The sequence below is a fragment of the Arthrobacter sp. 1088 genome (assembly GCF_031455315.1).
GTDB lineage: Bacteria > Actinomycetota > Actinomycetes > Actinomycetales > Micrococcaceae > Arthrobacter.
This window is the reverse complement of the sequence record NZ_JAVDSM010000007.1, coordinates 223,205-236,422: the sequence shown is the minus strand read 5'-3', so window position 1 is coordinate 236,422 and position 13,218 is coordinate 223,205. Positions and strand designations below refer to the sequence as shown.

The 13,218-nt window shown below is 60.1% G+C and carries 13 protein-coding genes; 2 read left to right on the top strand and 11 right to left on the bottom strand.

Translation table 11 applies throughout. From position 1 onward, the window contains the following. Positions 1-22: 22 nt before the first annotated feature. Both J2Y41_RS13300 and J2Y41_RS13295 read left to right on the top strand, forming a co-directional pair. Positions 23-1,270 (top strand): N-acetylglucosamine-6-phosphate deacetylase, encoded by a 1,248-nt coding sequence (locus J2Y41_RS13300; RefSeq protein WP_224090944.1) that lies wholly within the window; start codon positions 23-25, stop codon positions 1,268-1,270. Between the two features lie 279 nt (positions 1,271-1,549). Next, positions 1,550-1,753: a cold-shock protein gene (locus tag J2Y41_RS13295; RefSeq protein WP_018776337.1), complete on the top strand. Its 204-nt coding sequence runs from the start codon at positions 1,550-1,552 to the stop codon at positions 1,751-1,753. Positions 1,754-1,929: 176 nt separating this feature from the next. Here J2Y41_RS13295 and J2Y41_RS13290 read toward each other — a convergent pair whose 3' ends face one another. From J2Y41_RS13290 to atpB, 11 genes are all read right to left on the bottom strand, one after another. After that, a complete protein-coding gene (locus tag J2Y41_RS13290) occupies positions 1,930-4,443 on the bottom strand; it encodes a DUF2156 domain-containing protein (RefSeq protein WP_309929000.1) in 2,514 nt (837 codons plus the stop codon). Continuing rightward, the gene (locus J2Y41_RS13285) at positions 4,425-5,723 is read right to left on the bottom strand and encodes an alpha/beta hydrolase-fold protein (protein ID WP_309928997.1); all 1,299 of its coding nucleotides are present in this window, start codon (positions 5,721-5,723) and stop codon (positions 4,425-4,427) included. The genes J2Y41_RS13290 and J2Y41_RS13285 overlap by 19 nt, the downstream gene beginning before the upstream one ends. Before the next feature lie 5 nt (positions 5,724-5,728). After that, entirely contained in the window at positions 5,729-6,160 is a 432-nt protein-coding gene (locus J2Y41_RS13280; protein WP_224091077.1) for a DUF2550 domain-containing protein, read from the bottom strand. Between the two features lie 10 nt (positions 6,161-6,170). Further along, complete coding sequence (locus tag J2Y41_RS13275) at positions 6,171-6,455, bottom strand: F0F1 ATP synthase subunit epsilon (protein ID WP_216923952.1); 285 nt, start codon at positions 6,453-6,455, stop codon at positions 6,171-6,173. A 1-nt stretch (position 6,456) separates the two neighbouring features. Then, positions 6,457-7,908 (bottom strand): F0F1 ATP synthase subunit beta, encoded by a 1,452-nt coding sequence (gene atpD, locus J2Y41_RS13270; RefSeq protein WP_144649785.1) that lies wholly within the window; start codon positions 7,906-7,908, stop codon positions 6,457-6,459. 84 nt (positions 7,909-7,992) lie between these two features. Further along, positions 7,993-8,883 carry a F0F1 ATP synthase subunit gamma gene (locus J2Y41_RS13265; RefSeq protein ID WP_224087984.1) on the bottom strand — a complete coding sequence of 297 codons (891 nt, stop codon included), beginning with the start codon at positions 8,881-8,883 and terminating at the stop codon, positions 7,993-7,995. A gap of 76 nt (positions 8,884-8,959) precedes the next feature. Continuing rightward, positions 8,960-10,597, bottom strand: coding sequence for a F0F1 ATP synthase subunit alpha (gene atpA, locus J2Y41_RS13260; RefSeq protein ID WP_216924164.1), 1,638 nt, complete (start codon positions 10,595-10,597; stop codon positions 8,960-8,962). A gap of 85 nt (positions 10,598-10,682) precedes the next feature. Next, entirely contained in the window at positions 10,683-11,510 is an 828-nt protein-coding gene (locus J2Y41_RS13255) for a F0F1 ATP synthase subunit delta (protein WP_224087985.1), read from the bottom strand. Next, on the bottom strand, positions 11,510-12,067 hold the full coding sequence (locus tag J2Y41_RS13250) for a F0F1 ATP synthase subunit B (protein ID WP_224087986.1): 558 nt from the start codon (positions 12,065-12,067) through the stop codon (positions 11,510-11,512). Before J2Y41_RS13250 ends, J2Y41_RS13255 begins: the two co-directional genes overlap by 1 nt. A 56-nt stretch (positions 12,068-12,123) precedes the next feature. Further along, entirely contained in the window at positions 12,124-12,327 is a 204-nt protein-coding gene (gene atpE / locus J2Y41_RS13245) for an ATP synthase F0 subunit C (protein WP_009356484.1), read from the bottom strand. Positions 12,328-12,404: 77 nt separating this feature from the next. Continuing rightward, positions 12,405-13,205: a F0F1 ATP synthase subunit A gene (gene atpB, locus J2Y41_RS13240; protein WP_224164674.1), complete on the bottom strand. Its 801-nt coding sequence runs from the start codon at positions 13,203-13,205 to the stop codon at positions 12,405-12,407. Positions 13,206-13,218: the final 13 nt, after the last annotated feature.

The following is a 13,218-nucleotide window of genomic DNA, read 5'->3' as shown; positions in this document are numbered from 1 at the left end:
GCAGACCACTAGAATCAGAGTCATGACTGCCGCAGACCATTTCGTCCACTCTTCCGCGCCCAGCCACCAAATCCTCACGGGAACGCTCGTAAGTGACGGTGTGGTGGTGGAAGACGGCCTCCTGGCCATCGACGGCGACCGCATCGCCTACGCAGGGCCGGCGGACGGCTTTGACGCGGACGCGTTTGAAGGATTCGGGCACGCCATACGCATTGGTGCGCCCAGCGGCCACTTCATCTTCCCTGGCTTGGTGGACGTCCACTGCCATGGCGGAAATGGTGGTGACTTTCCAGGCGGAGAGGAGGCCTCGGCCCGTAAAGCAGTAGAGTTCCTGCACCGCTCCGGCACCACAACTTTCCTCGCAAGCATGGTTACGGCGCCCCGGGAGGACCTCCTTCGCGGGATCGAACTCTACGTGAAGCTCGTCGACGAAGGTCTGGTGGCCGGCATCCATTTGGAGGGTCCTTTCCTCTCCCATGCACGATGCGGCGCCCAGAACCCGGATTACCTGCTGGAGCCGGACCTGGACCTCATGAACGAACTCGTGGGCGCTGCCGCCGGCAAACTTGCCACTATGACGTATGCCCCGGAATTGCCCGGGGCCGCTGCCCTGGTGGACTTAATGACCTTCCACGGCGTGACGCCCTCGTTGGGACACACGGATTGTGACGACGCCACTGCCGCTGCATCGTTGGCTGCGGCCCGCGAGGGACTGGAATCGGCAGGGTTCGACGGCGTCAGCTCGCTACCGACAGTGACCCACCTTTTCAACGGGATGCCACCCATGCATCACCGCGCGCCAGGCCCTGTTGCTGCCTGCTTGCGGGCCGCCCAGGCGGGAAAGGCGGTGGTGGAACTCATCGCCGACGACACCCACCTGGACCCCAGTACCGTGGCCACCGTTTTTCAGTTGGTGGGTGCCGCCAACATTCTCCTGGTGACTGATTCGATGGCCGCTGCGGGGCTTTCGGACGGAAACTACATGCTCGGACCGTCGCCGGTGACCGTCAGCAATGGCGTGGCAACCCTGGATGCCACTGGCTCCATCGCAGGGGGCACGGCCACGCTCCTGGAAGTGGTCCGCAAGACGGTGGCCGCCGGCGTCGCCCTTCCGGACGCCATCTGCTCAGCGACTGCAGTGCCTGCAGCCATTCTTGGGCTCTCTGACGAGGTGGGTGGATTGCGACGCGGCCTTCGCGCTGACGTTGTTACTACCGATCAGGAACTCGGCCTTACTGCGGTCATGCGTAACGGACAGTGGTTGGCTTAGGACAATCAGATCGCGGCGAATTGCGGTTGTCCGCGTTACCTTCTTTTTACCGAAAATTTTCCCGAATTGCCTTAAAGACCGTTGACCTCCGGCACGCCACATGAAAGTGTTGTAGCAGTCTTTGTGTAGGTGGTTTTCATGCTCGCAAGACGAGTTGCGAGCGTGAAGCTCCTGCGAAACCGGACAGGCCAAGCCTGGACGGAATCCGGATCTTCTCGCGGAGTAACAAGGGCCGGTACGAGGTGTATCGGACTGCTGTTCCATAATGAGGAGAAATACATGGCACTGGGAACCGTCAAGTGGTTCAACGCTGAAAAGGGCTTCGGCTTCATCACCCCGGATGACTCGGATGGGGATGTTTTCGTTCACTACTCCGAGATCCAGACCGGTGGCTTCAAGACCCTCGATGAGAACCAGCGCGTTCAGTTCGAGATCGGTCAGGGCGCCAAGGGCCCCCAGGCAACCGGCGTTACGGTCGTCTAGTCTTAGCTGTTGGTTTTGTTTGTTGGAGTTTCAACAAACACGTTGGTCCCGGCTTTCCAGTCGGGATCAACGTGTTTAACAGCCGGAATGTCGGATGAAATGTCTGATATTTCGACAACCCTTGTTACAAAGCGTGAAGAAATGCTAAACGGCGTCAGAGAAAAGACGTCGTGAATTCAAGCAACCAGTGTCCGCAGCAGTCTGGCAGATTGCCGCACGGACAATCCCGGAAGGTATGCGCGGCTCAGCGCCCTTCCTATTGCGGGCAGGTGCAACGGCTCCTGGTAATACATATACAAAGTTCGGTAATCGGGTTGGAACCGTGACTTAAAGGAAGCAAGGGAACGGAACCCATAGACGGGTTCCAGGGCCTGGCCAACCAAGTCCAACATGCCGGCAAGTCCCTCGGCCTGCTGATCAATCTCGTCCTTCTCCCGCGCCAAGGGCGAACCGGAGAGTGAGATAACTTCCACCGACTCCCTGAGATGGAGGATGGCGGATGCAATCAGGAATTCCATCACTCCCGGGAAGGCATCGCCGCGGCGACGCATGAAGTCCAGGGTCCAACTGACAACACTGCCGTTCCGGTAGACAGGAAGCCAGCTGGTGACGCCATAAACGAACCCCTCAGCATCAGTGGCCACGCAGCACAACACGTCAGGGTCCTCAAGTTCATCCAGGCCGCCCAGCGTGAATCCCATTTCAGGTACTCGTTTTTGTGCAGCCCACTCTTCGGACACCTCACCCACTTGTGCACGCAGAGCATGGGGCAATCCGTCATACCGGCCCCATGTGGCAGTGATCCCCATCTTTGCTGCCCGGTTGAGGGACGTCCTGACGTTCTGCCACTCCTTGCCGCGGAACTCCAAACCCCTGATCCTCAACCGGGTTTCCTGCGCGACAGCAACCCTTCGAAAGCCGCGGGCCTGAAGCATGGGCCACAAGTCATCTGTACATGAGTAGAGGCAAGGAATCAGGGCATGCTGGGAACAGAAATCAAGGAATCCTCCAGCAGTCTCTACATGGTGCTCCCCCGAGCCCACGGGACCGGCCAAGGTCAGGGCGACATGGCCGTGCTGCTGGTACGCCACTGCCCCCGTACCGCCAGGATTGAACCAATATTTGTTCGGCTCCCAGAGCGCCATCCACGACAACGAATCACCACCGGCTTTCACCAGCTCGCGTGCACGGTCCCGCCCTTGATGGTCCAGGCCGGCGGCGTGGTGGCCTCGGATGAGGAGTATCCAGACTCCAATCAACGCCACAAGCCAGAAGACGGTCCCGGAGTAGGAGAACAGAAAGACTTCAAAAGCGTCGCGCTCAGCAAAGACCTTGCGGTACACGCTGGGCAACGGAACCGGCAGGTACTGCCGGGCGAGCTCTGCACCCAAACCCAGCAAGCCGCCGTCGCGCGTCATGCCGCCCGAAGCCAGCCATACGGCAGTGTATGCAAGCGCCAGGGACGCACCTGTGAGGCCAACCAGCCAAAAGACGCGCCGCCGCAAACGGGCAGAGGATTCGACCCTGAAGTGTCCACGATAAGCAAACAACAGGACCGCCAGGGTAAGCGGAACCAGGACCAAGGGGATCAGATGCACAACTGCCGGGTTCAACATCGCCGCTTGACGTCCCGGGGGCATTGGAATGCCCGCAAAAAGGCTCAAGTAGACAGTCGAAAGGGCCACTACGACCAACTGGACACCGATCGCTATCCCCAACGCCAGGCGCCGCCCACGCCGCATGCCGTCGGCACAGATCAGCAACAAGACCACGGGCACAACCGCAAGTGCCAGGCCAAACGGACCCGTATAGCCCTGACGGCTTAGCTCGAGGCAAGCCACGTCAATGGTGCCGCCGCAATTGCTTTCCAGTTGGCTCAGAGTGGGGAGCGGGTTAAGGATGACATCCCGCAACAAGGCCAGAGGTCCCGAAGGGCTCTTGGCTGCAGCGGTCAGTATGGGGCCGGCAGCGAAAATGGCCATGGTGAGGGCCAGCAGGTTCCGCACTTCACGGCCTGTGGAGCGGTGCAGGTGAAGGTGACCTTGGCTGCTCTGGGTCCACCACGCAGCCCCCAGGCCCAACAAAGCTCCCACAAGCCCCATCAAGGTCTCGGCGTGCCCGATGTACAGCACGAGCAGCAGGGACAAGGAGAGAACCACGGTCCTCAATCGTCGTTGCCAAAGCGTTGGCAACATGGCGCTGGCGGCAAGCGCTGTGGCGATCAAGGCACCGTAGGGTCCTATCAGCCGGGTATCCACCATCCTGGAGATCCAACCATCATCCATGTACCGCGCCACCTGGGTGACCAGGAGGAATGCCGCAACGCATGCAAACTGGCTGCCCAGGAAGACCCCGGCCGTCCGGAAGAAGCCGAACCGCCGCTCTGCAAGCCCCAACAGGAACAGGATCATGAGCGCAGCAGTGACAAACGCCAGCAGGTTGGTCGTAAAGAACAATGACGTCCAGATAGACCACCACTCCCCCGACCGCAGCCCAGCCAGGGTCACGCCCGCCACAGGCAGCAACGATTCCGCAGGACCCCCAAGGATGCTGCCGGACACAACGGACACGGCCACGAACAGCGCAAGCACGAGCGTGGTGAAGGGAGTAGCACGGAGATGTTTGGCGGCTTGCCTCAAGACGGGCTGCACGAGGCCTTTCAGGGCAAGGCTCACTGGACTATTCCCCAACGGGAAGACAAGAAATCCAGCGCATCAGGCATACCCCGGACCACAGCATCCCACGAGTGGCCGGCGTGCTGGATTGAGTGTGCTTGGACGCTAAATCCCGCTGCCGTTCCAGCGTCGGCAAGAACGTGCATATAGTCTGTGAACTCGGTGTCCGTGGCGCCCGCTGCCAAGTACAGGCCGCTGCCCGCGTAATCCCGCTGTTGCATCAAAAACAAAGGGGTCCTTGACTCGAAAGCCGCCACGTCGCCGTCGAACGAGTCTGCGATGGTCTTGTTCCGGTCCTTCGCCAGCGATGGCTCCCGCTCAGCGGAAAAACCCACTACCGAAGTAAACAATTCCGGATGCTTTGTCCCCATCTGTACCGCGCACGTACCGCCATACGAAAAGCCACCCACTGCCCACAGCCGGTGATCGTTTGATACATCCAAGGTGGAGCTGATCCAGGCAGGTACGTCCTGGGAGAGATAGGTGTCAGCCTGCGCGATGCGGCTGTCCATGCATAACGTGTTGGCGCTTGCCGAGCCGTTTGGATCCACCACGACCGCGACGGGGGCGATCCCGCCATGGGCGTCAGCAAACCTGTCCAGTTGCGCACGGAGTTGGCCCCCTGTTAACCAGTCGGCGGGGCCCCCGGGTTGGCCTGAAAAAAGCACCAGCACAGGCAAGCTTGGCCGTGCTGCGGTTTGATAGGCCGGAGGCAGGTAGATGTAGGCCTCCCGTGCTGTGAAGCCCGATATGTTTCCCGGGATCTGGGCCTTTCGAAGGATGCCGCCCCGCGGCATTGACTCGGGAGCTCTCCAAACCGACGGCGCAGGTCCAGGCTTGCTGTCCGGAGCGCGTTGAAGGCTGCCCTCCAAGGGCTGGATACGGGCGACGGCTGTACCTAGAAGGTCAGCCACCGTGTTGTTCAGTCCGAAGTAGGCATTGACCTGGACAACGCTCAAGAGAACCACGCCCAGCGTCGCTACCAGGCCGCGGGCACGACTTTTCCACGTGGCACGGGGAAATCGCGTCGCAAACAGCAGAGCGGCCGCGACAGCCGGAACCGACCACGCCAATGTCTCAAAGGGGAGGTTTTCCGAGAAGATGGCCATCAGATCAACCAGGACCCAGTGGGCCAGCGCCACAACGGCGACGCCACCCGCCACGCAGGCCGCGACGGCCAGTGGCCAGGAACGCTGACGCCTCCATAGAAGGTACGCAGCTCCCACCACACCGCCGATAATGCTCAACCACAGGAATGGTCCATCAACAAGGCTGACGTCCAGAAGAAAATCCATGGGGCCTAACGCCAGGTTCCGACGCCGATGACAGGTCCGGCCTCGAGCCAGGAAGAAAGACCGGCATAGGCATCGAAGTTCATGGCAAGCATGAACTTCTTACCTTCATATTGGAGTTCAACCACGACGACGCCGGGCTGCACCTTGACGAGCTCATCCTCAGTAGGTTGACGCCGGCCAAGCAACTCCAACGAGCTGCGTTTATATCTGTGTTTTGGGATCACGCTCAGGGACATCAAGCGGAACCACTCAAGTTCATTGTCCTGATAACGACAAACCCCCATCTGCCAGCTGTTTCCAGCCGTGCAAATGGAGGCGTCAACCGTGCCCAGGGCGCGCCGCAGATTGAAGCGGCGCACCCCAAAAAGGCACAGTGAAAAAATCAGCAACGCAAACGCCGTTGCCAGGGCGATGAACGGAATAAGGGAATCGTCCATCAAGGTCGTGCTATCGGATCCCCGCTGTAGCCGCTTCGCCCAGTTGGGCGTTGTCAGCAACAATGACCACACGATCGTTGTCGACGGAGAAGAAACCACCGTCAACAACTACCGCAATACGGTCACCGGAAACCGGCTGGATTGCCAGCTCACCCTCGGCCAGGATGGCCAGGAGGGGCGAGTGGCCCGGCAGGATTCCGATTTCACCATCGCTGGTGCGGGCCTTCACCATCTTGGCCGCGCCGGACCACACAAAGTGGTCCGCTGCGACAATCTCAACCTCGAGCTCAGCCATACTACTTGGTCTGTTCCTGGATCTTGGCCCAGTTGCGCTCGACGTCATCCAGGCCACCGACGTTGAAGAACGCCTGCTCTGCGATGTGGTCCAGCTCGCCGTCGCAGATAGCGGTGAAGCCTTCCACGGTGTCCTTGATGGACACGGTGGAGCCTTCAACGCCGGTGAACTGCTTGGCGGTGTAGGTGTTCTGGGACAGGAACTGCTGGATACGGCGTGCACGCGACACGACGATCTTGTCTTCTTCAGACAGTTCGTCAACGCCGAGGATGGCGATGATGTCCTGGAGTTCCTTGTTCTTCTGCAGGATCTGCTTGACACGGACAGCCGTGTTGTAGTGGTCCTTGCCGATGTACTGGGGGTCCAGGATGCGGGAAGTCGACGTCAGCGGGTCAACGGCCGGGTACAGACCACGGGAGGCGATTTCACGGGAAAGTTCCGTGGTCGCGTCGAGGTGCGCGAAGGTCGTTGCCGGAGCCGGGTCGGTGTAGTCATCAGCAGGCACGTAAATAGCCTGCATCGACGTGATGGAGTGGCCCTTGGTGGACGTGATGCGCTCCTGGAGGAGGCCCATCTCGTCAGCAAGGTTCGGCTGGTAACCCACAGCGGACGGCATACGGCCAAGCAGCGTGGAAACTTCCGAACCTGCCTGCGTGAAACGGAAGATGTTGTCAATGAAGAGCAACACGTCCTGGTTCTGAACATCGCGGAAGTACTCCGCCATGGTCAGTGCGGACAGGGCCACGCGCAGACGCGTTCCCGGCGGCTCATCCATCTGGCCGAAGACAAGGGCGGTGTCCTTGAGAACGCCGGCCTCTTCCATTTCAACCCAGAGGTCGTTACCTTCACGGGTACGCTCGCCAACACCGGCGAATACGGAAGTACCACCGAAGTTGCGGGCAACACGGGTGATCATTTCCTGGATCAGAACGGTCTTGCCAACACCGGCGCCACCGAACAGGCCGATCTTTCCACCCTTGATGTACGGGGTGAGGAGGTCGATGACCTTGATGCCGGTCTCGAGCATCTCCGTGGAGCCCTCGAGGGAAGCGAAGGCCGGAGCCTTGCGGTGGATCGGCCAGTAGGCGTCAGCCTTGATCTCGGATTCTTCGACGTCCAGCGGCTTGCCGAGGACGTTGAAGATGTGGCCCTTGACGCCGTCGCCGACGGGCACGGAGATCGGAGCACCCGAGTCCTGCACGGTGGTACCGCGGACGAGTCCGTCGGTAGCCTGCAGGGAGATGGCACGGACGAGGTTGTCACCCAGGTGCTGGGAGGTCTCGAACGTGATGGTCTTGGTCTGGCCATTGAGTGTGATCTCAGTGGTCAGAGCGTTGTAAATCGAGGGGATTGCGTCAGCCGGGAATTCGACGTCGACAACCGGACCAATAACACGGGCAATGCGGCCGGTGGCACCGGCCGTTGCTACGTGTTCGGTAGCAGTGGCAGTCATCTCTCTCACTTCACTCAGTAGATGGCGTGGGGTTAAGTTTATCTGTTTGGTGCAGGTGCGGCTTCGAGCCGAATCCGTTACCGGCTAGGACGCGAGGGCGTCGGCGCCGGCCACGATTTCGGAAAGCTCCTGCGTAATCTCGGCCTGGCGGGCCGTGTTGCGAAGGCGCGTGTACTTCTTGATCAGTTCCGTAGCGTTGTCACCGGCCGACTTCATGGCACGCTGGCGGGCTGCGAGCTCGGAAGCTGCGGCCTGCAGCATGGCTGCAAAGATGCGGGATTCGATGTAACGCGGAAGCAGGGCATCAAGGACCTGCTCCGTTTCCGGTTCGAACTCGTACAACGGCAGCAGGTCGGACTCCGAAGCGGCTTCTTCTTCGACGACTTCCAGAGGAAGCAAACGGATAACCGTCGGCTCCTGCGTCACCATGGACTTGAAGCGGGTGTATACGACGTGGATTTCGTCCACGCCACCTTCTTCGTAGTCGGTGGCGAAGTCTTCGAGGAGTGCAGCTCCGACTTCCTGTGCGGTTTCGAATTCCGGTGCATCCGTGCCGCCAGTCCAATTGCGGGCGTAGTCACGGTTGCGGAAATCGAAGTACGCCTGCGCCTTGCGGCCCACCAGGTACGCCTTGACTTCCTTGCCTTCTGCGTGAAGAAGCTCGGTGAGACCTTCAGCCTGCTTCAGTACACTCGCGGAGTAGGATCCTGCAAGGCCACGGTCTGAAGTGATAATCAGGACTGCGGCACGGCGGATCTGCTCCGGCTCAGTGGTCAGCGGGTGGTCGATTTCGCTCTGACTTGCGACAGCAGAAACGGCACGGGTAATCGCGTTCGCGTAAGGCAGTGAAGCTGCTACGCGGGCGCGGGCCTTACCGATGCGCGAGGTAGCGATCAGTTCCATCGCCTTGAAGATCTTGCGCATCGACGTCGTCGAGCTGATCTTCTGACGGTAGACCCGAATCTGGGCTCCCATACTTATCCTTTCCTAAGTTCCCGACGTACTGCCCTGCCGGGGCCCTTTAGGACCCCGGCAGAACAGGTCATCGAAACTAGCGCTTCTGCTTGACGATCTTTTCCTGGTCGACGTCGCCGCCGGAAATCGCTTCGTGCTCTTCGTGGCCGGCGCCAACCAGACGGTCGTCGCCTTCACCGAAGAAGCCCTTCTTGAAGGAAACGATTGCTTCCTTCAAGGCTGCGGCGGTGTCGTCATCCAGGACGTTGGTCTGAGCCAGCGTGGTCAGGATGGAGGACTTGTGCTTCAGGTGCTCCAGGAACTCGGACTCGAAGCGGCTGATGTCTTCAACCGGGACGTCGTCCAGGTAGCCGTTGGTGCCGGCCCAGATGGAAACAACCTGGTCCTCAACCGGGAACGGTGAGTACTGGCCCTGCTTGAGCAGTTCCATCAGGCGTGCGCCACGGGTCAGCTGCTGGCGGGAAGCCGCATCCAGGTCAGAGGCGAACATGGCGAATGCCTGCATGTCGCGGTACTGGGCCAGGTCCAGCTTCAAGGTACCGGAGACCTTCTTCATGGACTTGACCTGGGCAGCGCCACCAACGCGGGAGACGGACACACCAACGTCAACAGCAGGGCGCTGGTTGGCGTTGAAGAGGTCCGACTGGAGGAAGATCTGACCATCCGTGATGGAGATCACGTTGGTGGGGATGTAGGCGGAAACGTCGTTTGCCTTGGTTTCGACGATCGGAAGACCGGTCATCGAACCTGCGCCGAGCTCGTCGGAGAGCTTTGCGCAACGCTCCAGCAAGCGGGAGTGCAAGTAGAAGACGTCACCGGGGTAAGCTTCGCGTCCCGGCGGACGACGCAGCAGCAGCGACACGGCGCGGTAGGCTTCAGCCTGCTTGGACAGGTCATCGAAGATCACCAGAACGTGCTTGCCACCGTACATCCAGTGCTGGCCGATGGCCGAGCCTGCATACGGTGCCAGGTACTTGAATCCGGCGGGGTCCGAGGCCGGGGAGGCCACGATGGTGGTGTACTCCAGCGCGCCGTGGTCCTCAAGGGTCTGGCGTACTGCGGCAATGGTGGAAGCCTTCTGGCCAACACCAACGTAGACGCAACGTACCTGCTTGGTAACATCGCCGGAAGCCCAGTTGGCCTTCTGGTTGATGATGGTGTCCACAGCGATTGCGGTCTTGCCGGTCTGGCGGTCACCAATGATCAGCTGACGCTGGCCGCGGCCGATCGGAATCATGGCGTCGATAGCCTTGAGGCCGGTCTGCATCGGCTCGTGAACCGACTTGCGCTCGGTGACGCCCGGAGCCTGGAGTTCCAGTGCACGGGTGGTCTCGGCCTTGATCTCGCCGAGGTCGTCGATCGGCTGGCCCAGCGGGTCGACAACGCGACCGAGGAAGGCATCGCCAACCGGAACGGACAGGATCTCACCGGTGCGGTGAACTTCCTGGCCTTCTTCGATACCGGTGAAGTCACCGAGGATAATGACACCGATCTCGCGGACGTCAAGGTTCTGGGCGAGGCCCAGCGTGCCATCTTCGAAGCGAAGCAGCTCGTTCGCCATGACCGAGGGAAGACCCTCAACACGGGCGATGCCGTCACTTGCGGTGGTCACACGACCAACCTCTACGCGCTCTGCGTTTCCGGGTTCGTAGGACGCCGCGAACTCGTTCAACGCATTACGGACGTCGTCGGCGTTGATGGTCAATTCGGCCATCTGCAGTCCCTGCTCTCCTGTTTTCGTGATCATCGTTGCTCACGATGACCGGGTTTTATATCAGTTAAGTTGTGCTTTGTCTTCGCTAGACAGCGAGCTGACGGCGGAGGTCGGTCAGGCGGCCGATAACAGAAGCGTCAAGCACTTCATCACCCACCTGAACCCGGATTCCACCAATCAGGCGGGGGTCAACATTGACGTTGACCTTCAGCTCGCGGCCGTACAGGGCATTCAGCCCGGCCTGCAGACGGCTGGCCTGCGTTTCCGTCAACGGACGGGTAACGCTGACAGTTGCAATCCAGCGCTGCTGACGCTTGGCTGCAAGCTTGGCGAAGGACTCGACGAGCTTGCTCGGCTTGACACCGCGCGGCTGAGTTACGGCCTGGCCAATGAGAACCTTTGCTTCCTCGCTGCTGCCAGGAACAAGTTTCTCGGCCAGGACCACCTTGGCCGCGGCGGATGCCTGCGGCTCAGACAGAGCACGTTGTACTTCGTGGCTGGAAGCGACGGCCTGGTTGAAAGCAAACAGATCGTTTTCCAGCTCTTCCAGCCCCGTAATACCAGAGGCAGAAACGGCCGACTTGTTTTCAGCTACGGCAATGACAACCGTGGCGGCAAGAGTCTCGAGTGCATCGCCGATATCGCGTGCAGATGCCCAGCGCAAGCCAGCCAGTCCGCCCGCGATTTCAGCAGCATCAGCGGAGACTTTTCCGCTAACCAGCTGCTTGACCAGCGCCGACTTCTCGTCTCCACTACGGGACGGGTCAGTCAGGGCGCGGCGCAAGCCAGCCGAGCTGTCCACCGTTCCCAGGATTCCGAAGAGGTCCTTTGCCAACTGCAGCGAGGCAAAAGGAAGCTTGGCTTCCAACTGCGCCAGCGCCGTGGTCAGCGATTCGCTCGATATACCTGCCATTACTTAGCTGCACCTGCGTTCTGGGTCTCCAGATCTGCCAGGAAGCGGTCCACAACGCGTGCGGCACGCTCATCATCAGTGAGTGCTTCACCAACGATGCGGCCAGCCAACGTGGTAGCCAAAGTGCCAACCTCTGAGCGAAGCGAGACAACGGCTGCCTGGCGCTCGGACTCAATGGCAGCGTGTGCCTGCTCTGTGATGCGGGCAGACTCGGCAGCAGCCTTGGCCTTGAGGTCCGCGAGGATCTGGGCGCCTTCAGCGCGTGCTTCTTCGCGGATCCGGTTGGCTTCGGCGCGGGCGTCGGTGAGCTGCTGCTTGTACTCTTCAAGAGCTGCAGAAGCTTCGGCCTGTGCCTTTTCTGCCTTTGCGATGCCACCTTCAATCGCTTCGGCGCGCTCTGCGAAGGTCTTCTCGAACATCGGGACAATGAACTTGACCACGATGTACAGGAGGACAGCAAAGCCGACGAGGACGACGCCCATTTCCCAAACATTGGGAACGAGAGGGTTAGCGGCCTCTTCGCCTTCAGTGGCGGCTGAGATGATCAGCTGATTCATATTTCACCCGTCCTATCTACTCGGTTGCGGAATTCGCTTTGTTCGAAAGTCGAAGACTAGAGAACGAAAGCGAAGACGAGGCCGAGGATGGCAAGAGCTTCGGTCAGTGCCAGACCAAGGAATGCGATCGGCTGCAGCACGCGCTGAGCTTCCGGCTGACGAGCAACACCGTTGATGTAAGCCGCGAATACGAGACCCACACCGATACCACCGCCGATTGCGGACAGACCGTAACCTACGAGGTTGAGATTGCCTTCCATTTTTTTCCTTTCAAGATGCCACCCATGTGGCAGGTTGTTTGGTTTACTTCAATCCCCTCAAGGGGAAGTTTTTGAGCCTAGTGGCTGTCGGCGTGCAGGGCGCCTTCAATGTAGATCGCGGTCAGCAGCGTGAACACGTAGGCCTGCAGGGCCATGATGAGGGCCTCGAGCATGTACATGGCGATAGCGCCAACAAGGACGAGAACCGACGTGCCCTTCAAAAGGACGTTCTCCTGCATGATCAGGAACTCAATACCGGAACCGGCGAGCATGACGATCAGGTGGCCGGCCAGCATGGTCGCGAACAGACGGAGGCTGTGCGTAACGGGGCGGACCAGGAAGTTGGAGATGATTTCGATCGGAACAACGATCGGCAGGATGTACCACGGCACACCGGACGGAACGGTTGCGAGCTTGAAATACTTCAGCCCGTTCTTCTTGATGCCGATGGCAATCCAGGTGAAGTACACGATGCCGGCCAGCACATAGGCGCCGCCAACGTGCGAGAAGCTCGGGAGCTGGATCAGCGGGATGGCGCCGTAGATGTTGTTCACCAGAATGAAGAAGAACAAGCTGAACAACAGCGGGACGTACTTGATGAAGTCCTTGCCGCCGATGATGTCCTTGGCGATGCTGTTGCGGACGAAGCCATAGGCCATTTCGCCTGCGAACTGCAGCTTGCCGGGAACCAGCTGCTGCTTACGTGCAGCGAGGATGAAGAATGTAGCGATAATGACGACCGAAAGGATCACCAGCAGCATCTGCTTGGAGAAGCCATCGTGCGCACCCCAAGGCAGGATTGCCGGCAGGTGCATTTCGTCGATTCCGGGTGGGGTGAATGACCCCGAATCCTGGGCGGGGAGCGCAAGCGCGATCAACGCGTTTCCTCTC

Excerpts from the sequence above, each read along its gene's own strand:
- J2Y41_RS13300 (WP_224090944.1), top strand. The coding sequence starts at position 23 with ATGACTGCCGCAGACCATTTCGTCCACTCTTCCGCGCCCAGCCACCAA.
- J2Y41_RS13295 (WP_018776337.1), top strand. The coding sequence starts at position 1,550 with ATGGCACTGGGAACCGTCAAGTGGTTCAACGCTGAAAAGGGCTTCGGC.
- J2Y41_RS13285 (WP_309928997.1), bottom strand. The coding sequence starts at position 5,723 with ATGGATTTTCTTCTGGACGTCAGCCTTGTTGATGGACCATTCCTGTGG.
- J2Y41_RS13280 (WP_224091077.1), bottom strand. The coding sequence starts at position 6,160 with ATGGACGATTCCCTTATTCCGTTCATCGCCCTGGCAACGGCGTTTGCG.
- J2Y41_RS13275 (WP_216923952.1), bottom strand. The coding sequence starts at position 6,455 with ATGGCTGAGCTCGAGGTTGAGATTGTCGCAGCGGACCACTTTGTGTGG.
- atpD (WP_144649785.1), bottom strand. The coding sequence starts at position 7,908 with ATGACTGCCACTGCTACCGAACACGTAGCAACGGCCGGTGCCACCGGC.
- J2Y41_RS13265 (WP_224087984.1), bottom strand. The coding sequence starts at position 8,883 with ATGGGAGCCCAGATTCGGGTCTACCGTCAGAAGATCAGCTCGACGACG.
- atpA (WP_216924164.1), bottom strand. The coding sequence starts at position 10,597 with ATGGCCGAATTGACCATCAACGCCGACGACGTCCGTAATGCGTTGAAC.
- J2Y41_RS13255 (WP_224087985.1), bottom strand. The coding sequence starts at position 11,510 with ATGGCAGGTATATCGAGCGAATCGCTGACCACGGCGCTGGCGCAGTTG.
- J2Y41_RS13250 (WP_224087986.1), bottom strand. The coding sequence starts at position 12,067 with ATGAATCAGCTGATCATCTCAGCCGCCACTGAAGGCGAAGAGGCCGCT.
- atpE (WP_009356484.1), bottom strand. The coding sequence starts at position 12,327 with ATGGAAGGCAATCTCAACCTCGTAGGTTACGGTCTGTCCGCAATCGGC.